The organism is Leptospira jelokensis (assembly GCF_004769635.1).
GTDB lineage: Bacteria > Spirochaetota > Leptospiria > Leptospirales > Leptospiraceae > Leptospira_A > Leptospira_A jelokensis.
In genome coordinates, this window is sequence record NZ_RQGH01000023.1 from 1 (window position 1) to 24,248 (window position 24,248).

At 40.1% G+C, this 24,248-nt stretch carries 18 protein-coding genes; 4 read left to right on the forward strand and 14 right to left on the reverse strand.

Annotation, left to right across the window (positions count from 1 at the left end; all coding sequences use genetic code 11):
* Positions 1-1,294: 1,294 nt before the first annotated feature.
* Both EHQ62_RS08470 and EHQ62_RS08475 read right to left on the reverse strand, forming a co-directional pair.
* Positions 1,295-5,002 (reverse strand): fibronectin type III domain-containing protein, encoded by a 3,708-nt coding sequence (locus tag EHQ62_RS08470; RefSeq protein WP_135641853.1) that lies wholly within the window; start codon positions 5,000-5,002, stop codon positions 1,295-1,297.
* A gap of 299 nt (positions 5,003-5,301) precedes the next feature.
* Positions 5,302-6,249: an IS30 family transposase gene (locus tag EHQ62_RS08475; RefSeq protein WP_135641855.1), complete on the reverse strand. Its 948-nt coding sequence runs from the start codon at positions 6,247-6,249 to the stop codon at positions 5,302-5,304.
* 553 nt (positions 6,250-6,802) lie between these two features.
* Here EHQ62_RS08475 and EHQ62_RS08480 point away from each other — a divergent pair.
* Both EHQ62_RS08480 and EHQ62_RS08485 read left to right on the forward strand, forming a co-directional pair.
* Entirely contained in the window at positions 6,803-7,831 is a 1,029-nt protein-coding gene (locus tag EHQ62_RS08480; protein ID WP_135641857.1) for a cell envelope integrity TolA family protein, read from the forward strand.
* Between the two features lie 11 nt (positions 7,832-7,842).
* The gene (locus EHQ62_RS08485; protein ID WP_135641860.1) at positions 7,843-9,564 is read left to right on the forward strand and encodes a hypothetical protein; all 1,722 of its coding nucleotides are present in this window, start codon (positions 7,843-7,845) and stop codon (positions 9,562-9,564) included.
* A 5-nt stretch (positions 9,565-9,569) separates the two neighbouring features.
* Here EHQ62_RS08485 and EHQ62_RS08490 read toward each other — a convergent pair whose 3' ends face one another.
* Positions 9,570-10,478, reverse strand: a complete 909-nt coding sequence (locus EHQ62_RS08490) for an alpha/beta hydrolase (protein WP_135641863.1) — start codon at positions 10,476-10,478, stop codon at positions 9,570-9,572.
* 127 nt (positions 10,479-10,605) lie between these two features.
* On the opposite strand from EHQ62_RS08490, the gene EHQ62_RS08495 reads away from it, so the two are divergent.
* Together EHQ62_RS08495 and EHQ62_RS08500 are read left to right on the forward strand one after the other, a co-directional pair.
* Complete coding sequence (locus tag EHQ62_RS08495) at positions 10,606-11,223, forward strand: CsgG/HfaB family protein (RefSeq protein WP_244241703.1); 618 nt, start codon at positions 10,606-10,608, stop codon at positions 11,221-11,223.
* A gap of 85 nt (positions 11,224-11,308) precedes the next feature.
* Positions 11,309-11,779: a Dps family protein gene (locus EHQ62_RS08500; protein ID WP_135641866.1), complete on the forward strand. Its 471-nt coding sequence runs from the start codon at positions 11,309-11,311 to the stop codon at positions 11,777-11,779.
* 107 nt (positions 11,780-11,886) lie between these two features.
* On the opposite strand, the gene EHQ62_RS08505 is transcribed toward EHQ62_RS08500, so the two are convergent.
* The 11 genes from EHQ62_RS08505 to EHQ62_RS08555 all read right to left on the reverse strand — a co-directional run bounded on the left by EHQ62_RS08505 (position 11,887) and on the right by EHQ62_RS08555 (position 24,233).
* Positions 11,887-12,672, reverse strand: coding sequence for an alpha/beta fold hydrolase (locus EHQ62_RS08505; RefSeq protein ID WP_135641869.1), 786 nt, complete (start codon positions 12,670-12,672; stop codon positions 11,887-11,889).
* Positions 12,673-12,707: 35 nt separating this feature from the next.
* On the reverse strand, positions 12,708-13,823 hold the full coding sequence (locus tag EHQ62_RS08510; protein WP_244241704.1) for an SH3 domain-containing protein: 1,116 nt from the start codon (positions 13,821-13,823) through the stop codon (positions 12,708-12,710).
* Between the two features lie 54 nt (positions 13,824-13,877).
* A complete protein-coding gene (locus EHQ62_RS08515; protein ID WP_135641873.1) occupies positions 13,878-15,095 on the reverse strand; it encodes a pyridoxal phosphate-dependent aminotransferase in 1,218 nt (405 codons plus the stop codon).
* Positions 15,096-15,103: 8 nt separating this feature from the next.
* Positions 15,104-16,801 (reverse strand): DNA repair helicase XPB, encoded by a 1,698-nt coding sequence (locus EHQ62_RS08520; protein WP_135641876.1) that lies wholly within the window; start codon positions 16,799-16,801, stop codon positions 15,104-15,106.
* 362 nt (positions 16,802-17,163) lie between these two features.
* On the reverse strand, positions 17,164-18,135 hold the full coding sequence (gene dusA, locus EHQ62_RS08525; RefSeq protein WP_135641878.1) for a tRNA dihydrouridine(20/20a) synthase DusA: 972 nt from the start codon (positions 18,133-18,135) through the stop codon (positions 17,164-17,166).
* A gap of 9 nt (positions 18,136-18,144) precedes the next feature.
* On the reverse strand, positions 18,145-20,259 hold the full coding sequence (locus EHQ62_RS08530; RefSeq protein WP_135641881.1) for a flagellar biosynthesis protein FlhA: 2,115 nt from the start codon (positions 20,257-20,259) through the stop codon (positions 18,145-18,147).
* A 4-nt stretch (positions 20,260-20,263) separates the two neighbouring features.
* The gene (locus tag EHQ62_RS08535; RefSeq protein ID WP_244241705.1) at positions 20,264-21,598 is read right to left on the reverse strand and encodes an EscU/YscU/HrcU family type III secretion system export apparatus switch protein; all 1,335 of its coding nucleotides are present in this window, start codon (positions 21,596-21,598) and stop codon (positions 20,264-20,266) included.
* The gene (gene fliR / locus EHQ62_RS08540; RefSeq protein ID WP_135641885.1) at positions 21,595-22,377 is read right to left on the reverse strand and encodes a flagellar biosynthetic protein FliR; all 783 of its coding nucleotides are present in this window, start codon (positions 22,375-22,377) and stop codon (positions 21,595-21,597) included. The genes EHQ62_RS08535 and fliR overlap by 4 nt, the downstream gene beginning before the upstream one ends.
* Position 22,378: 1 nt before the next feature.
* Complete coding sequence (gene fliQ, locus EHQ62_RS08545) at positions 22,379-22,642, reverse strand: flagellar biosynthesis protein FliQ (protein ID WP_012389491.1); 264 nt, start codon at positions 22,640-22,642, stop codon at positions 22,379-22,381.
* Positions 22,639-23,448: a flagellar type III secretion system pore protein FliP gene (gene fliP, locus EHQ62_RS08550; RefSeq protein ID WP_135641887.1), complete on the reverse strand. Its 810-nt coding sequence runs from the start codon at positions 23,446-23,448 to the stop codon at positions 22,639-22,641. Before fliP ends, fliQ begins: the two co-directional genes overlap by 4 nt.
* A complete protein-coding gene (locus EHQ62_RS08555; RefSeq protein ID WP_135641889.1) occupies positions 23,445-24,233 on the reverse strand; it encodes a FliO/MopB family protein in 789 nt (262 codons plus the stop codon). Before EHQ62_RS08555 ends, fliP begins: the two co-directional genes overlap by 4 nt.
* Between the last annotated feature and the right edge of the window lie 15 nt (positions 24,234-24,248).

Consider the following 24,248-nt stretch of genomic DNA (forward strand, 5'->3'; position numbering starts at 1 on the left):
GGTTTCACAATTCGTTAAAGAATCGTGCGGTAAAAACCAAAGTAATTTCAAAAGCTAAGCAGTCAACACAGTTTTGTAAAAAAGTTCGCAGTTCATAAGAAGAAGATCAAATTTTTTTTCGATTGGCTTGGGTTCACTTGGGTTCGTTGGAATACGTAATGAGACATAATTCGGTCACCGGGTATCGGGTTATGCTGGAGTGTTGTGCATGGAATTAATCAAAGTTATATGGTATGCGAGAAGACGTTTGATCAATGTTATGTGGAGTCTGTGACCAAACGAATTATGGAGGTGCATGGTAAGAGTCGAGGGTCAGAGCATTACCCTTATCATAGATTCGATCCTTATCCTTCATCAAAAGGCATGGATCGATTGTCGTAAAATCGAAACTAAAACTGATACCAGCTAACGTTTGATTGGTTTCTCTTTGGTAGAAAGGTGAACAATTGGGGAGAATTTTTTTAAGGGAGTCGGTTTGTGGTGGTAAGTTCTCTAGTTCTCTGGTATATGGAAGCCATTGGGCGGCGGGTGGTTTTCCCCACCCAGTTCCATTAGGGCGGGGATCTATACCTTCTTAGTACCAACTAAGTGCCCTACCAACACCACCATCCACATTTTTCCCTTAAAATAAATTTCCACTCACAGTAAAATTCACATTATGATTAAAATCTTTTTTTATCTTCATTTACTATTTAAATATATTGTAAGGTGAAGTATCGTATAATTACCTATTGATTATTGGAAAACTGAATTTCTAATTCCTTTTGATTAATCACAGATTTTATTTATTTCTACTTAATTCCTTATTAATCGCAATTATCATCGATTCACAATACACATCACCATTCATAAACAGCAAAATAAAATTAATCGAGTGATATCTTAACTGATACGATACTTAACTAAATCAAAGTAAGAGGATCAAACTTAATGAAATCGAAAAAAATCATTCCATCATCAGAGCCAACGATTAGGGGAGTTTATCACTCAACTTTGCAAGGAAAGAAAAAGAAACCATGAAAGTAAGCAACCGATAAAAGTTTCTTAACATTCATTTCAATTGACTCTAAATTTGTCAATATGAGCTTTCAATTTAATAAATTAAATTCAACCTGAAAATAAAAAACTTTTATTGAGAAAAAGGCAATCTCACTATAATCTCAAGAATCAGAGTTTTGTAAAATATAAAGCTTTATTTTCACCCACGTTTTGTCCTTAAATATTTTTACACTTATGGAATTTGACCTACGACCATTATTTTAAAGTATTTAAGAAATGATCTTTGTTCATATTTTTACCAAAAAAAGAGTGAAGGCCGGCTAAAATTTGCATCATTTTGAGTAGCAACGATGATCTTTCCAGTTATATGATTAATTACAATTTTTGGATAGTTTCCCGAATCTACACCTTGTCCAGCTGAGATATTTGAATTCTGGCAAGAATTACCGTCTAAATTGCAGCTGAAAAGATGCAATCTACCTCCATTAGAAATATTCCGCGTTACGACTAAAATTTTTTCGTTCACCATATTAAGTACAATGTTTGGTAAAATGCCTGATGCTGTTCCTTGACCTCCTGAAATATCCGTATGATTACAATTTGTTCCATCAAGATTACAACGAAACAAACTTGGTTTTCCGCTGTTAGCAGCATTTTGTGTGACAACTAAAATCTTACCGTTTCTCTGATCCAACGCGATACTTGGATAGTGTCCTGAATTAGTTCCTTGTCCGGTGGAAATATCAGTATGAGTACAATTATCACCATCTAAATCGCAGCGAAAAAGTGACGGCTTGGAATTGTTTTGATGATTTTTGGTTACTACCAATATTTTTCTATTGGTCTGATCAACGACAATACTTGGATTATCTCCTGTACGAGTACCTTGTCCGGCCGATATATCCTTATAGACGCAATTAGCTCCGTCCAAATCACATCGAAATAATCCTAGTCGCATTACCATGGCGTCAGAATTGGAAGTAGCAACTAAGATCTTTCGATTTATGTAATCTAATGCAATACTTGGATTAATTCCTGAATTGTAGGCTTGACCAGCCGAAATATCGGTATGGGTACAATTAGTTCCATCGAGATTACATCTGAAAAGGCTCGGCTTGCTAGAATTATTAGGATTTCTAGCTACAACTAGAATTTTTTCGTTCATTTGATCTAAAGTAGCACAGGGTTCTAATACAGAACCTGGCATTTGACCAGCTGAAATATCAGTATGAGAGCAAGTGGTTCCATCAAAAGCGCATCTATATAGACTTAATTTTGGAGAACCTAAATTTATTGAACCATTTGCGGTAACTACTAAAATTTTTCGATTGGTGCTATCGACCAAAATATTTGGATTAAGTCCAGAATTTCCTCCTTGACCCGCAGATATATCAACATGTGTTCCTGTAACGCTTGTTCCCGGTGGAATCGACGAAGTCAATGCACTCGCTTCAAGCAAAGACAATGCACTCGCACCTGCAGAACTATTAGCTCGAACTCTAAAGTAATACAAAGTCCCACCTGTCAGTCCTGTAATAGTAGCATACGGATTGGTCACTGGTCCAAAACTTGTTGAAGCTGTACTCACACCAGAAATTGTGCTATAGTACACTGTGTACGAGGTGGCTCCCGTCACTGGCCACCATTGAACAAAGGCAGATGTTCCACCTGCTTGTGCTTCTACAAATGCTGGTGAATCCAACGTAATTAAATTCACTTGCACGGTTTTTAATGAAACTGACGTCCTGTTTCCACCCGCACAACTACCCGCATTGTCTTTAAAGGAAAATTCAAAGACATACTCGCCATTCTTATCTGGTAAAATTTTGGCCAGCTTCGTCGTTCTGTTTTGAATGTCCCCATTCACTAAATTAGATAACGGAGGTTTAGAAACCACTCTCCAATTGTATTCATATAAATTCGATTGTGCCCCACAAAAAGAAGCGTCAGGGTCGGATGATTGTGAGGCATCCAAAAATACTTCCTCGCCTAGAATCGATTGAAGTGAAGACACCATCTGGATTACCGGAGCTTGGTTGGCAAACGGAGTGGTTGCTTGTAATATCCCACTCCAAAGGCTTCGGTTCCCTCCATGGTCAAAGGCTCGGATGCAAAAATAATGCACAGTTCCTGATGAAAGTCCACTCACTGTAAATTCTAATGGAGTGCCTGCCACTGAGGAAACCACAGTATTCGGAACAAAAACTCCCGCCGAACAGTCGTCATCTGATACAATTGGAATGGAACGACGTCTGATTTCATAAGCGGAAGCGGATCCAGAGTTTCCATTATCACCCACGGCAGTCCAATTGAGTTTGACTTGGTGATAGGATTCAACGGTTACAATGGCTGTCGTAATATCTGCTGGTGGCACAAAGTCGGTTGGCGCGTAGGTTGTGGCAGAGACAACTCCCGACCAAGAATTACGATTGCCCGCCGAATCAATGGCCCGAACACAAAAATAGTAAGTAGACTGCGGTAGATGGCCATCAATTTCTTTGGTTTCCACCAAACCTGCGTTTTTCGGAATCATCGTGTGTGCAATCCCTGTAGCCGCATCACATTGCAAGTTGTTTGTGATGGGGGAACTAGACCTTCTGATTTCATACGCAGACGCTTGCCCCAATACTCCAACACTTCCAGGAGCTGTCCATCGCAACTGGATTCTCGATGTGGACATCGGTGTTGCCACCAAATCAGTGATATTCGACGGTGCAATCGTATCGGCAACATGAACAGACGCAGACGCTTCTAAAGATTGGTAGGTTGCAAACACTCCTGCAACTCCTGGAGTTGTGGCCGTGAAAGTTGATGAATTCAAACTTCCGATAGGCGAACCACCAAGCCCTATACCAGTTGTATGGAAATTAACTGTGACAAATTTTTGTACGCCAGCGAGGAAACCTCTAGCAGAAAATGTGATCGGTTCATTCACCTGTACCCAAGCTTGTGTTGGTAAAATTTCTAAGCTGTCAATGGCAACAGGAAGTCCTGGTGGGTAAGGTGTTCCGACTGGCGGACTACTACCATTGTTGGGATTGAATCCATTGTCAAGTTCCCATACATCATTGAACCCATCTCCATCCCGATCAGGATTGTATTGGCTGATGTAAGCAGGATTCCCCGAGTCTGTTGGGTATAGAAAAGTTCCAGTGGAAGGCCTTGCTGTTTTCTGGCCATGGATATCGACTGCAACAATTTGGATTAAAATCCCACCAGGACTCATTGCTTCGTATGGGATATTGGACGCATACCAATTGGTCGACCCTTCCCTTGCCATTGAATAAAAGTTAGTTGGTCCACCCACTGGCCCTACCACTAAATATACATTCATTTGGTCGCCATCTGGTTCAAAAACATCCGCCCGCACTTGGTAAGAGACATGCCGAGTGCTTGGTTTTAAATAATAATAAGCACCATTGATGACAGGAGGTAAATTACCAGGAGGTGGTGTTCCCCCACCAAACATCGAAAAACTTCTGGTTTGAAATACAATCCTTTCCGAATCAAGACTTGTATTCACACCAGCCCATCCAGGCATTCGCAATGCATCTGGTTCCGTGCTCGTCGTGGAAACATGAAAGCCTCTACTTTTCCCAAAGTTTAGATTCATGGATTGTGCTTTTGCTCGATCGAGAGTGATTGTAACGATCACATCTTTTTTGAATTGGTAGGATGGTGTGATTTGGTAGATGGAACTTGTTGGCACATAACCCGATGGAAGTGGTGCTTGAGTCGCGTCATACTTTGTGATCTTAAAGTCGACAGTTTCATCCATTGCACCTTCTGGAATCAAAATCGTAAAAAGTGCATCACTGGATTGGATACGTGTTCCGGAAGGTGTTCCCGTTCCACCACCTGCAGCTACTCCTACATCTTTTGACCCTAGTAGTAATAATAAAGAATCTTTAGAAAATTCATTTTGATTTCGATTGAAATCTAAAAAGGCAATGCAATTGCCAAAACATAATGTAGTGAGTAGTATCCAAATCGTCTTTTTCATATAGGAAGGTCCTAATTAACTTATTATTTTTTCAAATTTACTTTTTTTTGAATGAATATTCTTAAATCATTCTCTCTGTTTTGAACTTACAATTAAATAGGCAAAACACAATCCGTCCTGTTCAAACCGCAAAATCCATGAGTAGATCGATGTTCCATCAATCACAGCTTTCGCGTGTCGTGAGTATCGGTCGACTAGAATGGATTCTTCTGTCTTCCATGTAGAGATTCTAATTCGAATTAGATTATGAAATCTGTCTAGTAATTTTATTAGCAGATTCAACCTATAAGTGCAACATTTTAGGAGGAACACCAAAAGACTTCATTCAGAGTCTTGAATCCTAGAGTTTTTCTAGGTCTATTGTTTAACTTTCGTTCAACCTTTTCAACATCTTTCTTGGTAATTTTAGAGAAGTCGGATCCTTTAGGAAAATATTGTCTTACCAATCCGTTAATGGATTCATTAATGCCTCGTTGCCAAAAAGAATAAGGATCTGCAAAATATACTTTCGCATCCAACGATTTTGATATCTCTTGGTGTGAGGAAAATTCCTTGCCGTTGTATACTGTAATAGTTGTTACTTTGTCAGATACATTTTTGAGGATTTTATTGATTCCTTTCGTTACAATTTTCGAAGTTCTGTCCTTACACAAAACTAATTTTACATACAAACTTTTTCTTTCTACTAATGTCACGATAGAACCTTTATGATTCTTTCCTACTATCGTTTCTCCTTCCCAATGACCAATTCTATTTCTTTTTTCAACAGACTTTGGTCTGTCTTTGATAAAAACCCTATTTTTTATTGTACCTTTTGCATTCGATCCGCTACCATACTTTTTCCTTCGGCGCCGATTCGATTGACGAAGGTGTTTGTATAGTGTTCCACCATATATGCGATCATGCTTTACAAATTTATAAATTGTTTCATGGCTCAAACTCATACGTTCAGATAGATATGCAGAAATTTGTTCAGGACTCCAATCGTCTTTTAAACATTTTATTACTATCGATTTCAATTCGGGATTAAACTTTATATGTTTTTTTGCGTTAATTCTGCGACTTTCAGCCCATTGATCTGCTTGTTTATAACGGTATCCTCTGCCACCTGTATTGCGTTTCATTTCTCTGCTGATCGTGGATTTATGTCGATTTAGTGATTTTGCAATTTCTGTAAGACTATAATTTTGTTGCAGAAATAAATAAATAGCAAATCGTTTATTTGGGGTTAACTGGCAATACTTCATTCAATTTCCATTTGTTTCGCAACTTCAAGAAATCTGTTTTTGGTGTGCCAGTCAACTTCTCATTTTGTTGCACTTATTGGTTGAATCTGCTATTCTATTTCCGAATATCCATAAGAACTTTTTCATAATCTACACTGACAGCTACTATACATTAGTTCCTGAAAAAATTAAAAATGAAACTATTTTGTTTTAGAATGGAATTCTGCTATCCTTTTATGAAAAAAATTCTATGACTAAGGGCTTTACAATTTTAAAAAATATTTCCTCTTATTGGCAACCTAGGAAAATAGCATTAATATACTTGCATTCTTTTGATGGCTTGCTTTGAATTTGTTTATTTATTATTATGGAAATTGATATTTTGATTTCTTATTTCGATAACACCGTTTATTATTGAACAAGAAATTCAGGATTTATGGACTGAAAATAAAAAAGTTCATCCCGCAAAAAATAGATCAATTCCAAAGCCCAAGCAATCCATGCTTATCAATTTTCACTTGCAATTTATTGAATGAATGTAAGTTTTTTCTCATCCCTTGATGGATTCCACTATATGAAAAAAATCTTTCTTTTCTTGTTCCTTATTTTCTTATCACTTCCCCTACTCGCTGTGAATACAGTGATCTTAAAAAATGGGAAAACTCTCAAAGGAAAAGTCACAGACCAAAATGAAAAAGGACTCACTGTCCAAACAAGCGAAGGTCCCCAAACCATTTCCAAATCACAAATCCTGAAAGTAGTTTATAAAGATGTGAGCGAAAAAGAAGCAGAAAAAATCCGACTCGCAGAAGAAAAAAAATTACGGGAAAAAGAAGAAAAAGAAAAAGCCAAATTGGAAAAGGAAAGGTTAATTGCAGAGGCCAAAGAGCAAAAACGTTTGGAAGAAGAGGCCAAACTAGCCGAAAAACAAAGGTTAGAGGACGAGAAAAATAAAGAAACCCAAGCGGAAAAAGATGCAAAAGCCGAAGCCGAATGGTTGGCAACAAGGCAACTGGGTCCGTCTCCTGCAGCAAAGGAATGTGGTGGTCGCCTTGCGCTTATTTGGCGCTCAGCAGTTCTTCCTGGTTGGGGTCAATTTTGTGGTGGCCAAAATGTTTCCGCTGGAGTATTTTCAACCTTATTTTTTGGATCCCTCCTTTATACATTAGGCCCCCTTCGCACAGAAGAAAAAAATGCAAAATCACATTATGATACCATGGTGTTATTCAACCAAATCGTTGGGCCAGGGACACGTTTCAATGCGCAAAACATCAGTTTGCCTTCTGAATTTATTGGTAATTTCATTGAAACCTCTATCGCAGAAGATTTAATCAAAAAATCCCAAAACAATGCAAAAGGGTCTAATACTCGTTATTTGGCAGGGATCGGAATCACAAGTATCATCTACATAACGAATGTAATCCACTCGTACATGATTGGCCGTGACCAATACCCTGAAAGGCCAATGGTCCATCTAGAAGGGAAAACATTCAAAGAAGGATGGGACTTCGAATCACGTTGGGATAAACCAAATGGATTCACCATTTACCAACCACAGATGAACGCAGTGTACACCGAAGTTCGTTACTCTTATCTATTCTAATCGAGGAAATTATGAAACGAGTATTATCCCTTTTATTTTTCATCCTTTTTTACGCCAAGTGCAGTATCTTCAAACCTTCGCAACTCGACCCAGGTGAAGACCTAGGCACTCTGCAATCGCTCCTACGTCTGCTAGCACTTATCGATGCATTCAATACCCAAAGCCAATCTGTTTTATTTATGAAATTCACAGATAGCAGCGGCACACCTTACGGAGGAGGAGCTGTTGAATATTCCGTATACAACGAGGCGGACGAAAATGGTGTTGCAACCTCTGACTTCGGGGAAACGGGGAATGTTCGAACCTACACTGCCACGTTAGATAATTTCGGTAGGGGATTTTTGTTTTTTAGTGAAAGGGGGATCGCAAAACTCAGTTTAAAAAATGCAGCCAATACATTTGTAGGAACTGCTGATTTCCGAATCTATAATGGCATCACAAAACAATCCTTCTCCCTCTTAAACCACACAGGCAATGCCCAATTCTTAGTGGAAGATCTAGCCAATTACCGTAACCGTTTGGCCACCAATTTCACCTTCACTCCTCTTGGGTCTGCCAATGGAAGGCAGTTTATTTATTTAGAAGTACAAACGGAATACATCGCCAGTGACAATTTCAAATCTTTGGGCTACATTGCGTCTAGTGCAGATGGAGAAAACTATGACCAAATAACAAAAATTGATGGTGTTACTTTTGAAAGGAACGTAACAACAGACACTATTTTAAAAATCTCAAACCCATTATTTAATGGATCCGATTATATTTTCTTTATCTCAGAAGAGAAACGAGCATTCCCGGCGACCACTACATTTTTAGATAATCGGAACCTATACTTAAAATTCTCTGCTTTCTCACCTCCCAGTTCGGCGACTGTGCAACTTAAAAACTTACCAACGAACTATCGTTTTTTTAATGGTGCAAATGGTAATTGGTATTACCCGGCATTGTATCTAGGGGATGGCCGGTATATGGCAACGCCAACATTATCAGGAGATCCCCGCCCTATTTTATTTTATTTAGATACAGATACAAGTTCTGATTTAATCAGCGATTTTAGCTGTAGTATTTTAGCTAATGACCGTGATTTGCTTGGGTTCCAATTGGTAACCTATTCTGGAATCAACTATTTACAGTGCCCACAAAATTATGCAGGTGCTTCTTACGGATTTCGAAGCATTCGTGCATCGGATTTGATTTTTAACCAAATCAACTTTACTGCTGCTGCAAATTTTGACTCCCCTGTTTTTCAAGTCGAAGACAAATTGATGGCACTCACTGGATCCTCGCCTTTTAGTGGAGTTACTTTCCCCACAGGTTCCTATACAAACGTAAATCCAACCATAACGCAAAACGCAACGATTACAAATTTCAACACTTCTTCAATAGGAGGGACCACCTCTCGTTTAAGAACAATCAAAAGTTCTAATTCAAATCATTACTTTGTGTTATCAAATTCACCTACCTTTACTGCACTGCCTACGAATGTTCAAATCTTCCGAAGTAATGATGGCGTAAACAGTGTAACTTCCATACCTGCAACTCCATTTTCTCTTTCAGAATACAGTGTTGCGATCATAAGCCCAGAACAAATCCAATCAACAAATGGATTATTAAATTATAGTTATGCTAAGTCTTTTTCTAACGGATCAGTAAATTTACCTGTATACTTTACCCGATTCACAAATTCCGATGGAACCTGGGAAGATTTGCCTAGACTCATCAAAATCAAATGATTTATTTATTTGTTTAATCGAAATTCTTTAAAGAAATTTGTGATGGTCGTTTCATACTCGTTGGAAGGGCTTTGTAATGGTTTGCAATCTTCCTTTGGCATTGCATACAAAACAATTTGTTTCGATTTTGTTTTGATATTTGTAAAAATCATTTCGGAATCAGTTTTTTTCGTCTCATTCTCGCTAGGTGCCAAAATCAATACAGGTTGTGTGATGAGTTTCGCTGTATTTGCAGGAGATACATCGTTCACAAGAAAATCACCACGCAATTCAGAGATGGAAAGACTAAGGGGTGTGACAATTCTACTTGCTTCTGTGAATCGGTCCACAAAGGTTTCTTCGACCCATGAGCGCATATCGCGGTAAGAAGAATCAGCGATGACAAATCCGTATTCAAATTGGCCGTCCGCAAACTGTAATGCTGTTGCTCCACCAAAATCCAATCCGAAAATGCCAATTCGGTCTTCGGGTGTATTATCAATTTCTGAAAAATATTCTACTGCCCTCTCTAAATCCATCTTCTCGTAAAAACCGTACGTTGTGTTTGTACCATCACTTTCACCGTGGGCTCGTGCATCATACAAAAACAAACTACAACCAAGTTTCCAAAAGATTGGTGCATAAGACAACATTTGGGATTTGGACCTTCCTTGGCCATGTAAGAGGATCATGCCACAGTTTTGTTTATTAGAATGTTTAAAATACCATCCTCGGAGTCGTAAGGTTCCATTTTGGAAACGAATTGCCTCAGGTTCAGGCAAAGAAAATTCAGAAAATCTTGTTTTGGAAAATATTTCTCTTTCGTCTATAGGAATTAAGGATGTGGGAGAGAGAATCAAACTGGAAAGAAAATGCGCAGCGACTAGCAAAAACAATGCGAAGATCAAAACAAGGGAACCAATCAATTTTTTCATATACAAGTGCCTAAGAGGAAAATCTAGGAGAAAGGTAAAGTGGAAAGCGAATTTTGGAAAATCTCCTGATTTAACCCGAAAAAGAATTGCTCTCTTGAATTCTATCCCCACATCTTTAAGGAAATCTATGAAACCATATTTAGCGTTTTTCTCTTTACTCCTTAGTTTTTCCCTTGGGAACTGTCGCACGATGAATGCCGCCATCCAATACCCTGATGGTGGGAAATCCAATTTAGGGATTACCAAAGTTGCGGTTCTTGTCTTCGATATCGAAGAAGCCAAATGGGGTGATGAATTTACCGATGCAGTCTCCCTTCAAATTGCCAAATCACTTCCCTTTAAGGTGATCGAGAGGGAACAACTTTCAAAAGTAGTAAACGAACAAAGTTTCTCCAAAACAGGCATCATTGACACTCAAACAGCAGTTAGACTTGGAAAAGTTTTGGGTGTTGATGCATTGGTTTTCGGTAGGGGTTCCTCTCTAAAGAAATATGATGAAAAAGGAAAACTCATCCCAAACTTAGTGGATACAGTGTCCTTAAAAATCGTTCATATTGAATCAGGACATGTGATCGTGAATGCGAGAAAAAAACCAGGGGCCGATTGGACAGTGGGTCGTCTAATCCAATACAGCTTAGGTTTAGGTTTGGTATGGAACCGAGAGGATATCTTGATTGCAACTAGTGAGTACGATTTCGTAGCCGAAAGTTTAGTTGATACCATCGTTAGCGAACTTAAAAAATAATTTTTTCGCACTAATTATTGGGTTAAGCAAAACGGTCTAGGCTCAATCATATAACATTACAAGACTGAAAGAAAGGGAGATCTACATGAAGATTAACATCGGAATTCCAGAAGAAGAAAGAAGTGCCATATCAGAATCTTTAAAAAAACTTTTGGCAGATACATACACTCTGTACCAAAAAACACATAGTTACCATTGGAATGTAACAGGCCCAATGTTCCAAACCCTCCATTTGCTGTTTATGACACAATATACAGAACTTTGGAATGCCATTGATCCGATTGCGGAAAGGATCCGTTCCCTTGGTTATTATGCACCGATGGGTGGATGGGAATTTGCAAAGTATTCTAGTATCTCTGAAGACAAAGAAGTTCCCAAAGCAAAAGACATGATCAAAAACTTAGTAGAAGGCAATGAGGCTGTCATCCGCACAGCACGTGCGGCATATGGACCTGCAGAAAAAGGAAATGACCAGGCAACACTCGACCTTCTAACGCAAAGATTAGACATCCACGAAAAGACTGCATGGATGTTACGTTCGTTACTCGAAGAGTAAATCCAATGGAACAGTAGTCAATACTAGACTACTGTTCGTAATACAGGGGTTAGCAAGCAATTAAAATTCCCACTGATCAACTTTCAATTTCCAAAATCTAATTCAGCTTAATTTCGTTCCAACCAATCTTTTAACATTTCTAAATATTCTTTTTGGTGCGTAAAATGTATGTAATGGCCGCCACCTGCGATGGTTCTTTTTTCATTTTGTTGGAAAAAATGATCCATAAGAGAAAGATCTGACGGTTTTATGAATTCCGATTTTCCACCTAACAAAAACAGGGTTTTTGTTTCTGATTTTTTATCAAAACCAAAAGCATCATCAAAAACCCTACGTGCATGGTTTAACCCATCCACATTCAATTTCCATTGGTAAACACCATCCTCTCTTCGTTCCAAACTCATTTGCAAAAATTGCCTAATAAAAGTATCTGGAACAAATTTTGCCATTTCCAAATCAATTTCTGTCCTTGAGGAAAATCCATTCAATGGGAAGGACATCGATTTGATTTCATTATCATAAGCAAAGGGATAGGCTCTTGGTGCAATGTCTTGGATGATCAGTTTTTTTAAGACACCAGGGTGTGTTAAATCAAAGTACATCGCCACAAGACCACCCATCGAATGACCAAGTAAAATTGGAGTTTCAATTGGATGAGATTTGATGAATTCGTCTAAATCGTCTGCCATCAATTGGATGGAATGTTCATTATTGTGTGGGGAATCACCATGGTTTCTTTGGTCGACCACGTAAACATTTCCGAATTCAGACAAAAATTTCCCAACGGTCACCCAATTTTTCGAAGAACCAAATAATCCGTGTAAGATGATAAAATCACCAATTGATTTTTTTTCTTGGTTTTGGAAGGGATACAGTTTGTAGTTTAATTTCACAAAACCTCGATTCGAAAATTAGAAATGTAAAAATACTAACGAAAACATTCTTTTTTGAGGATTTGTAAATGTGGAAGGATTTGTTTTTTTTCCCTGGGCCCAATTTCAGATGCGTACCGAATCATTTGGCTGATTTCTGATTTGATTGCTTCTTTGACAGGAGGAAAACAAGGAATGGAATCAGGATCCTTCGTCATCGAATCCAAAACCTTTACTACATCTTTTGTATAGAGTGCCACATAATTTCCTGTAGGGAAAAGATACAAATAGCGAAGTTTTCCTTTCCGGATTTCCTCTAATCGGCAACGTAAATCCACTCCACAATCAATTACAGGTATACTTTCTGTCGCCAAATAACCAGCGTAATCCGAATGTTTAGTTTTTGGATACGATTCTAACAATTTCCAAAAATAATTGGCATCCACATAGTATTTACCGGAAGAATAATCATATAACAACTTGGTTTGGTGGCGTTTTAGAAATTCCAATGTGTTTGGATCATTGTCTGGTTTGATTCCTTTTTCATTCATCAGATCCACTGTTTTTTTTAAGAAAAAACCAGCTTTCGCACGAAGGAAAATGAATTCATCACCTGTAAATTTCCCTGTCGAAGAAATGGCAAAAATCGTATCGGCAATTTCTTGTTTGGCCAAAAAATCAATTTGTTTCGACAAAATCATTTTCTCTGCTTCAAAAACTAGAGTTGATAAGTACTGTTTGGCAGGGACTGATCGAACGACAGATCGTTTGATAAATCCAGAAAGTCCATCTTCTAATTTCACTGGAATCCAATCTTCTTTTGGACTTTCAAGGGAATCCTTATCAAAACGAACAGGTTCGCCAAATTTGAGTTTCCGTAACACATCACTTTTTTCATCAGCAAACAAATGCAAGTTGATGCCAAAAACTGGGATCACAATTTCCGAATTTAAGTCACGTTTTAAAATTTCTGAAGGTTTGGATTGTTTTGGTTTTGTTTGGAACTTCGGTTCCGAAGAAAGAGGAGAAACAACGAATTTGAAAGCGATTAGGATGAGAAATGAAACCAAATGGAACCGAAAGGAATCAGAAAACCTTAAGTTTCCTTTCGATGCAAAATGAAGTAGGAAACCAAATGATTCCAAAAATTTGAGATTCAATTTTGGCATCATTTGATCCAAATTCGCCCCTTTACCAAAATATTTTAGGAAAGGGACAAATTTCATTTATTTTTGTAAATCCTCTACCATCTGTTTGATACGAGCGACACCTTTTTCGATATCTTTTTCACCTAACGCATAAGACAAACGAATGGCTTTATCATCACCAAATGCAATTCCCGGCACTGCTGCCACATTGTATTTGTCGAGCAGGACATCACAAAAAAGTTTTGAATACGAAGTTTCTTTTTTCTCTGCGAGAAGTTTTTTGAAACCAGGCATTTCATAGACACCGGTCATGTAAGGGAATGCATAAAAAGCACCTTCTGGCATCCGGCATTCCACACCAGGGATCTCACGCAGGAGCCCTACAATGAGTTTACGACGTTTGTCAAATGCCTTTAGCATTTCTGCCACTGGAGTTTGGTCACCGATAAGCGCTGCCTCAGCTGCCGCTTGGGAAATGGAGGATGGGTTACTCGTAGACTGCCCTTGCATGGTATCCATGTTTTTCACAATCTCAGCATTCCCGGCCCCGTATCCAATCCTCCATCCTGTCATCGAATAAGCCTTTGATACCCCGTTGATCACAAAGGTTTTTTCCTTCATTTTTTCGGAGATCATCGCAGGGTTTACAAATTCCAATCCATCATAGATGATTTTTTCGTAGATATCATCCGAAACAGTGATGATGTCTTTGGGTTCCAATACCTTCACCAGTGCTTCCACATCCGAACGAGTGTAAGCTGCTCCTGTTGGGTTTGAAGGAGAATTAAAAATAAAAACTTTTGTTTTGGGAGTGATGGCTTTTTCTAATTGTTCTGCCGTGATTTTAAATCCACTCGAAATGTCCGTTGCCACAATCACAGGTGTGCCTTCTGCCAAACGTACGATGTCCGCATAACTCACCCAATACGGAGCAGGAATGATCACTTCATCACCTGGGTTGAGAGTTGCCATAAAAAAATTGTAGAGAACTTGTTTTCCTCCAGTTCCTACAATGATTTGATTTTTTTCGTACTTTAATCCATTTTCAGTTTCAAACTTTTTGATGATGGCTTCTTTTAGGGAAACAGTTCCACTCACAGGAGTGTACTTTGTTTTCCCTTGGTCCATAGCTTTTTTAGCTGCTTCTTTGATATGCGTTGGTGTATCAAAGTCAGGTTCCCCTGCTCCGAATCCAACCACATCAAGTCCACTCGCTTTCAATTGGTTTGCTTTCGCTGTGATCGCGAGAGTGGGAGAAGGTTCTACGACATCGAGTCGTTTTGCTACAAGTTTCATTTTGTCCTCTAGTTAGTGAGTGATTCTTCTGGAACTGTTTCTTTAAACTGGTCCAAAGTATAAATTTCGTATTCATACCCTTGTTCGGTGAGGAAGAGCTGTCTGTTTTGGCCAAACCTCTCTTCGTTTGTATCACGCGAAATGAGTGAGTAAAAAATCGCTGTGTTGTCTTGGGATTTTGGACGAAGGATACGACCTAAACGCTGTGCTTCTTCTTGTCTGGAACCAAACGTTCCCGAAACTTGAATGGCAATGTTTGCATCCGGTAAGTCGATGGAAAAGTTTGCTACCTTGGAAACCACAAGTTGTTTGATTTGGCCTGTTCGGAACGCTTGGTAGAGCTCTTGTCTTTCCGGAAGAGGAGTTTTTCCAGTAATCAAAGGGATTTTGAAGGTATTGGAAATCTCTTCTAACTGATTGATGTATTGCCCAATCACCAAAATGTTGTTAGTGGAGTGTTTCTTCAATATATAACTAATGGCACGGAGTTTCTCTGGATTTTCAGATGCCAAACGAAATTTTTCGCGGTCATCTGCTACAGAATATTTCATGCGAAGGTCATCTTCCATAGGAACACGAATCTCCACACAATTGGCTTCGGCAATCCAAGACTTTGCTTCGAGTTCTTTCCATGGCACATCGTATTTTTTAGGGCCAATGAGTGAGAACACATCTTCTTCCAATCCATCTTCTCTGACGAGTGTCGCAGTAAGACCTAACCTACGTTTGGCTTGGAGTTCCGAAGTCATACGGAACACAGGAGCTGGTAATAAGTGCACCTCATCATACACAATGAGTCCCCAATTGTTCGCACTGAAGATATGAAAGTGTGTGAAGTCCCCACCTTTTTTCTTTCTATGAGTTAAGATGTTATAAGTCGCAATGGTAATCGGTTTGATTTCTTTCATCTCACCTGAATATTCACCAATATCCGATTCTGGGATGTCCGTTTTGTCTAAAATTTCATTTCGCCACTGGCGGATGGACAAAGTGTTCGTTACAAGGATGAGAGTTTCTGCTCCCACGATTTGCATGACTCCCATACCCACGATGGTTTTTCCCGCACCACAAGGAAGGACCACAACTCCAGATCCACCTTCGTTACGCCCACCTGCATGGAAGGCTTCCACAGATGCTCTTTGGTAATCTCGCATTCCAAATTTGATCCCACCTTTTGTCGTAGGACGTAAGTTAAACGGATATTTATTCCCTTCATCGTATCCGGCAAGGTCTTCTACAGGGAATCCAATTTTAATTAACGCTTGTTTGATGTGACCACGGTATTCTTTTTTGATGCGAATTTTATCACCTTCCATTCCATCCACGAATGGTTGGACAGCGCGGTTGTTTGCAATCTCAGTGATAAATCCTTTTTCATTGGAGATGATGTACAATTCTCCCGACTCTTCCTTAACGAGTTTTACTTTTCCGTAACGTGAAATTTGTTCACGGATTTCATTCATCACGTTTTTGGGAACGGAATAACGAGCAAATTTCGTAAGTCCTTCAATGATTTCTTCTGCTGTCATCTTAATGGAGGCAGCATTCCACAAAGAAAGTGGAGAAATGCGATAGGTATGCATGTATTCCGGGCTTTTTTCGAGCTCGGCAAATTTGGAAACGAGGTCCCGACACGCTTCAAATTCTGGGTTATCCACCTCTAGAAGCATTGTTTTGTCACTTTGTACGGTGAGTGGCTTGGTCATGGTATTCCCTCTCAATTTAACCAGGCTGTGTAGAGAAAGCGCCCTGTCAACCCATTTGATTTTAAGAGATTTTGGGTGTGTTTTCCTGCCATTTTTAGGGCAAAACCAAAAAATTTTGAACGAAACAAAGGCACAAACCGTCTAATCCACGTTATCTTTTGCCTTTTCCGAAATCCATTTGCGAATGGAAAATAAAACAACCAAAATATTTACCTTTATCCTTCCATCAGCAGTGAGGCGTTCCCAATCGATTTCGATTTGAATGTTTGGCCGAAGACAGGTCAGGCTCCTCCGGGGTGCGCTTACGCTTCCGTCAGCAACTCGCCGTTAGCCGAGTCGCTGACCTAACGCCCTACGGATCCTTAACGCATTACATAATCTTCTAATATGGATTCATTTGCTCCAGACAAATGCATACGATCGGTGAGAAATTTTCGAAACTCTTTTGCCCCTTTTTCACCGTGGTACAAACCTAAGATATGGCGAAGGACATGGTGGGTCTTTCCCCCACCCATTCGAAACGACCGAAGATAAGGGATCATTTCTTGTAAAACGGACTCACGTGTTGGAGGGGTTTCTTTTGAGCCAAAGTAAAGGGAATCTACACCTGCAAATAAAAACGGATTGTCATAGGCTGCCCTTCCCACCATCACTCCATCCACTTTTGTTAGGTGGTCAGCAATTTCTGCGTGGGTTTTGATCCCCCCATTGATGGTGATTGGTAGATCCGGGAAATCTTTTTTCAATCGGTAAACATCTGCGTAACGAAGCGGTGGAACAGTGCGATTTTCTTTGGGAGATAGTCCTTCTAAGATCGCAATCCTTGCATGGACAATGATATGGTCCACACCCGCACCTTTGATTTTGGATACAAAATGGTGTAAATCTTCATACGATTCTTTCCCATCCACACCAATCCGATGTTTGACGGTCACAGGGATCTTAACCTTTGCCTTACAAAACGAAACCATCTCGGCCACAAGATTTGGTTCTTTCATAAGACGAGCGCCAAAACTTCCACTTTGGACTTTGTCGGAAGGACAACCTACATTCAAATTGATTTCGTCATACCCGTAGTCTTCCCCAATTTTAGCACAATCTGCCAGTGCTTTTGGTGAATCACCGCCTAATTGGAGTGCAACAGGATGTTCTTCATTGGAAAAATCGAGATACCTGTGATTGTCTTTTCCCCGTAGGATTGCGCCAGTTGTCACCATCTCCGTATAAAGTAACGCTCGTTTGGAGATGAGGCGCATAAAAAAACGGAAATGCCTGTCTGTCCAGTCCATCATCGGAGCAACAGAAATGCGGTACGATGGGACAGGACTTGGCAAACGGATCTCCTATGCTTCTTGTGGGTGTTCCTCTCTAGATGGAAGGCTTAAAACCGAGGCAATTTCTGTTGGAACCCCTCTATGGATTTCTTCAGAAGCAATTACTGCAAAGTTCCTTGGGGGTAGTTCCTTTGTCAAAAAGAATGCAAAGGCTTGTCTCAAGTACCTAGAAACCACAAAGATTAGGAATCTGTTTTCATCCAAAGCCTTTTGTAGTTCATTGTAAACCGATTCCAAAATTCGCACTCGAATGTCATGCGGAAGGATGATGAGTTTACTTCCATCAGTTTCATCGAGTGTGATGCTTTTGTTCATACGATCGATAATCCTTGGATCAATGGTCACCACATGTAACTTTCCATCAGGTGAAAGGAAATCATTGATGATTTGTCTGGAGAGTGCTTGCCTCACATGTTCTGCCAAATCAAAGGGATTGTTCGTACGTGGCAGGTGGTTTGCAATCGCATCCATAATTTTCGGAAGGTTCTTAATCGACAATCCTTCTGCTAAAAGATTTTGTAAGGTCTGTTGGATGATCCCAAGACGGCCTTGTTTGTCGTAATCCAATTCTCCCACGAGGGTTGGGTGAGTTTGGCGTAAGTGTTCTAACAATGCTTTTACTTCTTCTCGTCCTAGAAGTTGTGATGCATAATTAGAAATCAGTTCTTTTAAATGAGTGATGATGACAGTCGATGGATCCACAACGGAATACCCTTTGTTTTCCACTTCGATTTTATCATTTGGATCAATCCAAGTGGCCTTCAAACCAAACGCTGGTTCTGTGAATGGCTCTCCGACAATTGATTCGAGGTTACGGCTGGTATTGTTCATTGCCATAAGCCGGTCCGCTTTTACAGCAGCTTGCCCTACCACCACTCCATTGATCCGAATGCTATAATTGTCATGTGGGATCTCTAAATTGTCAATGATCCGTATCGCAGGGATCACAAGTCCAAAATCAATCGCAAATTTTTTACGAGTGTTGGCAATTTGTTCAAGCAGATGCCCACCGGAAGAAGCGTCCACTAACGGTAGTAAATCGCGCCCCAGTTCCACCTGGATGGCTTCGACGGATATTTCTTTGATGTAGTTTTCTGGTTTTTTCTCTTGGACTTTTTCTTGTGAAACCGTTTCGATTTTTTTGATCTCTTCTTTGGCCACTTGTTCGATCGAATACCCTAAGTACCCAATTGCACCAGATAAAAAGAGAAGGGAGAAAAACGGAAGGCCAGGGATGAGGCTTGCCATTCCGAGTGCCCCTGCCACAACGTACAATGTTTTGGCGTTTCCAAAGAGTTGGTCTTTGATCTCTACGGTAAGTTTTTTTTCGGAACTTGAACGAGTGACAATGATACCTGTTGCTGTTGTGGAAAGTAGACCTGGGATTTGCGAAACCAGTCCATCTCCAATCGTAAACTTACCATAAGTTTCAATCGATGCAAGAAACGATTCCCCTCGGATTGTAGAACCAATGAGGATACCGCCAAGTAAATTGATGGCGGTGATGATAAGACCTGCCCTTACATCCCCTTGCACAAATTTAGAAGCTCCATCCATGGCCCCATAAAAATCAACTTCCCGTTGGACTTTTTTACGTTTTACCTTGGCTTCAGCTTCTGTAATGGCACCACTGTTCAGTTCCATATCAATGGACATTTGTTTTTGTGGCAAACCATCGAGAGTAAACCTTGCTGCCACTTCCGAGATCCTTGTCGCACCTTTAGTGATCACTAACACCTGTACAATGGTAAGGATGATAAAGATAATGAGTCCCACCACATACTTGCCGAGTCCCGATTCCCCACCCACCACAAAGGTTCCAAATGCTTCAATCACACTTGAATTCATAGCAGGCCCTTTGGAAAGGATCTGTCTTGTGGTCGAAACGTTTAACGCCAAACGAAAGAGTGTGGTGATGAGGAGTAAACTTGGAAAAATCGAAAACTCACTCGGTTCCGTCACAGAAAGGGCCGTCATTAGGATGAGGAGTCCAAGACCAATGCTCACCACAATGAGAATATCCAAAACAAATCCAGGGAGAGGGACAATCAACATCCCTAGGATCAATAAGGTTCCCACACCTAAGACAACATCGGATTGTTTTAAAATATCTCTAAAGTTCATATGGTTATGCCATTCCTACTTTTTTTTTGAACTTCTCAAGGGTGATGAGGATTTGCACCACGGCTTGGAAAAACTCTTGTGGGATCTCTTCTCCCACTTCTACTTGCGCATACAATAGCCTTGCTTGTTTGGGACTTTCCACGATTGGTACATCATTTTCACGTGCGATCCTTCGTATTTCCAGTGCTAGGCGGTTTTCCCCTTTTGCAATCACTCGAGGTGCTGAATCCCTTCCCATCTCATACGAAAGTGCCACTGAATAATGTGTAGGATTCGTGATGACAACATCGGCCTTCGGAACTTCGCGTAACATATTCCCTTGCATCATGTCACGAGCCAGTTGCATCCTGCGGTTTTTCATCACAGGGTCCCCAGAGTCTTCCTTCATTTCTCGTTTGGCTTCGGAAGGAGTTTGTTTTAAGGATTCTTCAAATTCTGATTTTTGGAAAAAGAAATCGGCTACCGCAATCCCAAGTAACAAAAGTCCAGCCGCCATCATGATCTTAAATCCAGAATACGTAACAAGGGAGATGGCTTGCATCATCCCCATATTCCCAGTCAGTAAAACTTTTAAAAAGTCACCAGAAATTAAAATATAACTGATGACCCCAATTAACACAACTTTTGCGAGTGACTTCACAAGATTAAACAAAGTTTGGCGGTTTGGCAATACCCGTTTAAAGTTGGGCGAAATGCGATCAAACCGAAAGGACAACGCCCTTGGAGAGAACATAAACCCTACTTGCACCACATTCCCAACAATCGCAAACACAAGGGTAATCGCAAGGACAGGCCAAAGCAGGTTAAAAAAATCCTTCGAAACACCAGAAAGGATGACTCGGAATTCTTCTGCTCCAAAACGATCGTGGTGCATCCCCATCGGTAAGTACTTTTTAATGAAGAGGGCTGTATTTTTGATAAAGGTATCACCGAGTAAAAACAAAACACCGGTTCCACCAAGTAGGACTAACGTGGAGGCAACTTCATTGGATTTGGGAACATTCCCCTTTTCCTTTTCTTCCCTCCTTCGCCTTTCACTCGGAGGTTCGGTTCTCCCTTCATCGGCAGCGGCAAAGAGCTGCAATTGGATTGCATACTCACCAGTAACATAGGTTAAAGGAAGATTCCATTCCAATCCCTGATCGTTTACTCGCGTTTGGGAATTTTTATCCCCCTCCTCCCATGTATTTTGTGAACCGAGAAGAGGGAATCCAAAACTTGGAACGAATGTGAGATCAAAAAACTTACATTGAATCGAATCCTTGATCTCACCTAATAGAACTGATACGGGCTTCCAATATCGAATGTATTCCTGAAACAAAGAACCCTTCGCTTTCATAAACTAGGCCACTCCCGTACAAGTAAACTTGCCTTGTCCATAGAGATTTGAATGCCTTGTACCATTTGGGTGGCAATAAATGTTAATGTTGCAATTAACGTAAGTGTTCCAATGAATACTTTCAAAGGAAACGACATAGACATCACATTCATTTGTTGTGCTGCCTTTCCCATAAGTCCCTCTGCAAGTGATACCAAAAAGAGAATGCCCATGACTGGTAGAGCAATTTTAAACGAAACCACAAACATTGCGCCAATGGCATCTTCTACCAATCGGTAGAGCCCACTATTGACTTTGCCTGTAAAAGTAATGATGCGTATCTTTTCAAAGGAATAGGCAAGTGTTTCAATGAGGAAACGGTGGGCCCCAATCACAAGAAATAGAGCCGTTGCCATTAGGTTTTTCATGGTTCCTATAGCAGGGAGTGAGTTTTGAGTGACGGGATCCAGAATTTCCGTGTATCCAAAACCAATTTGGTTATTAAAGAATTCACCAGCCATCTGAAAGGCACTAAACACAAGCGAGACAAGAAACCCAATAAATACTCCTATGAGCATCTCCGATACAATCATAATCCCAAAATTGATCATATGACCAGGCACAGGTGGCATATAGTTCGCGACAACCGGGTACACAATGAGTGATACCATAAAGGAAAAAATCATTCGTAAGGAGAAGTTGATGGATTCAGAAGAGAAAAAAGGTGCAACAAGGAATAGTCCGAGAAGTCGAACTAAAACAAAAAGAAAAGATTGAAAGTGTAAAATGAATGCTTCCATATCATATCTTTTCGATCATAAAAAAAATTTCCCTTGTATAGTCCGTCATCACTCGCACCATCCATGCGGAAAAAAACACAATCACAGCAAAAATAGAAACAAGTTTTGGTACAAAGGCAATGGTAGGTTCTTGGATGGAAGTGGTTGTTTGTAAAATCCCAACAATCAGACCTACCACAAGTGCTGTAATCAAAATCGGACTGGAGATTTTTAAAGTCACAATGAAGGCTTCCCTCATCATATTGACAACATCGACTTCTGTCATTTGTAACTCCTTACAAGTTCTAGTACGAGTAAGTTCCAACCATCAATGAGGATAAAAAGGATCAGTTTCAAAGGAAGGGAAATCATGACAGGTGGTAACATCATAAAACCCATGGCAAGAAGGGCAGAAGCCACAATGAGATCAATCACGATGAACGGGATAAAAATATAAATCCCAATGATAAATGCCTTTTTAATTTCACTCAGCATAAACGCAGGCACAAGCACATAAGAAGGCACATCTTCAAATGACTTTACATTTTGTACTTTCCCAATTTTTAAAAAGAGAGCAACGTCCTTTGTTCCATCTTTTCCAAGTTGCCTGATCATAAATTGACGTAAGTGTTTCATGGAACCTTCCATAAACGCTGATTGGTCAATTTTTCCGTTTAGATAAGGTTGGAGGGCTTCGTCGTTCACCTTACCAATAGTAGGTGCCATAATGAAAAATGTCACAAAGAGAGCAAGGCCCATCATCACTTGGTTTGGCGGGAGGTTTTGGAGGGAAAGTGCCCTTCTCACAAAATCAAATACAATGACTACTTTGGTAAAGGAAGTCACACTCATCACAATCGCTGGCGCTAGTGAAAGGATGGTGACAAGAAACAGGATCATCAGAGACAAACTGGTTTCTTTTGGTCCTCTCGCCTCATTCACGTTAAATGATAGATTCGGGATGGGGATCCGAGATCCTTTGTCCTGTGCCAAAAGTCCCGCAAACCCACTTGCCGAAACCAAAAACAAAATGCTAATGAGAAAAATAACTGATTTATGTCTCTTTAAAAAGGAAAAAAAACGATCTTTCATGTTTCTCCCCCCTCTAAGAGTTTTCGGTGCTTGCGCAGTCGTTCCAATCCTTCTTTTGCCTTTCGTTGGATCTCGGCTGCCCCATCCATTTCCAAACTGTCCATTTGGTTTGGGTTGATGTGGATCTTTCGTTGCGCTTTGGATTGTAAACTTTCGAGAACGGTTTCCAAAAAGTTAGGCACGTACGGATCTGCCTCTTCTTTCATTTTTTGGATTTGGTTTTTTTCCTCTGGTGCTGTCACTTCTGTGAGTAAACTAACCGATCCGTCAGCGACACCTAACACAAGTGTGCGACCACCCACTTCTATAATTTGAACCGATTGGGTCGCAGACAAAGGCAAACTCGACAAAACCTTCATAAACCCTTTCACAGGATACTTTGCTGATTTCGATTTTTGCATCTGCAGAATCAAATAATACCCAGCTCCGACAAGGATTGCCAAAACAAATAATATCTTTAATAGAATCCAAGTGGCTGAGGGAGAATCATCTTGGTTTTCGGCATAACGCTCTTGGATTAAATTGGGTTCACCTGGGTTTCCTCCCGCACTCGCCGACTGACCATTATTAGTCGCTCCATTGGAGGAATTTCCATTTTGAGATTTCCCATTGGAATCAGAACTTCCATTTGAACCTGTATTCCCAGTGGATCCAGTTTCAGACCCATTTGGTTTGGATTTTGACTCTCCCAATTCTTGGCGTAAAATTTGATCCAATTCCTTAGTGTCACTGTTTTGGGAAAAGATTGGCGAAACCAAAAAAAAGAAGAGGATGGAAAAGTACATAACTTTCCTATTCAA

Coding starts and splice junctions, on each gene's coding strand:
- EHQ62_RS08470 (WP_135641853.1), bottom strand. CDS start 5,002: ATGAAAAAGACGATTTGGATACTACTCACTACATTATGTTTTGGCAAT.
- EHQ62_RS08475 (WP_135641855.1), bottom strand. CDS start 6,249: ATGAAGTATTGCCAGTTAACCCCAAATAAACGATTTGCTATTTATTTA.
- EHQ62_RS08480 (WP_135641857.1), top strand. CDS start 6,803: ATGAAAAAAATCTTTCTTTTCTTGTTCCTTATTTTCTTATCACTTCCC.
- EHQ62_RS08485 (WP_135641860.1), top strand. CDS start 7,843: ATGAAACGAGTATTATCCCTTTTATTTTTCATCCTTTTTTACGCCAAG.
- EHQ62_RS08490 (WP_135641863.1), bottom strand. CDS start 10,478: ATGAAAAAATTGATTGGTTCCCTTGTTTTGATCTTCGCATTGTTTTTG.
- EHQ62_RS08495 (WP_244241703.1), top strand. CDS start 10,606: ATGAAACCATATTTAGCGTTTTTCTCTTTACTCCTTAGTTTTTCCCTT.
- EHQ62_RS08500 (WP_135641866.1), top strand. CDS start 11,309: ATGAAGATTAACATCGGAATTCCAGAAGAAGAAAGAAGTGCCATATCA.
- EHQ62_RS08510 (WP_244241704.1), bottom strand. CDS start 13,823: ATGATGCCAAAATTGAATCTCAAATTTTTGGAATCATTTGGTTTCCTA.
- EHQ62_RS08515 (WP_135641873.1), bottom strand. CDS start 15,095: ATGAAACTTGTAGCAAAACGACTCGATGTCGTAGAACCTTCTCCCACT.
- EHQ62_RS08520 (WP_135641876.1), bottom strand. CDS start 16,801: ATGACCAAGCCACTCACCGTACAAAGTGACAAAACAATGCTTCTAGAG.
- EHQ62_RS08530 (WP_135641881.1), bottom strand. CDS start 20,259: ATGAACTTTAGAGATATTTTAAAACAATCCGATGTTGTCTTAGGTGTG.
- EHQ62_RS08535 (WP_244241705.1), bottom strand. CDS start 21,598: ATGAAAGCGAAGGGTTCTTTGTTTCAGGAATACATTCGATATTGGAAG.
- fliR (WP_135641885.1), bottom strand. CDS start 22,377: ATGGAAGCATTCATTTTACACTTTCAATCTTTTCTTTTTGTTTTAGTT.
- fliQ (WP_012389491.1), bottom strand. CDS start 22,642: ATGACAGAAGTCGATGTTGTCAATATGATGAGGGAAGCCTTCATTGTG.
- fliP (WP_135641887.1), bottom strand. CDS start 23,448: ATGAAAGATCGTTTTTTTTCCTTTTTAAAGAGACATAAATCAGTTATT.
- EHQ62_RS08555 (WP_135641889.1), bottom strand. CDS start 24,233: ATGTACTTTTCCATCCTCTTCTTTTTTTTGGTTTCGCCAATCTTTTCC.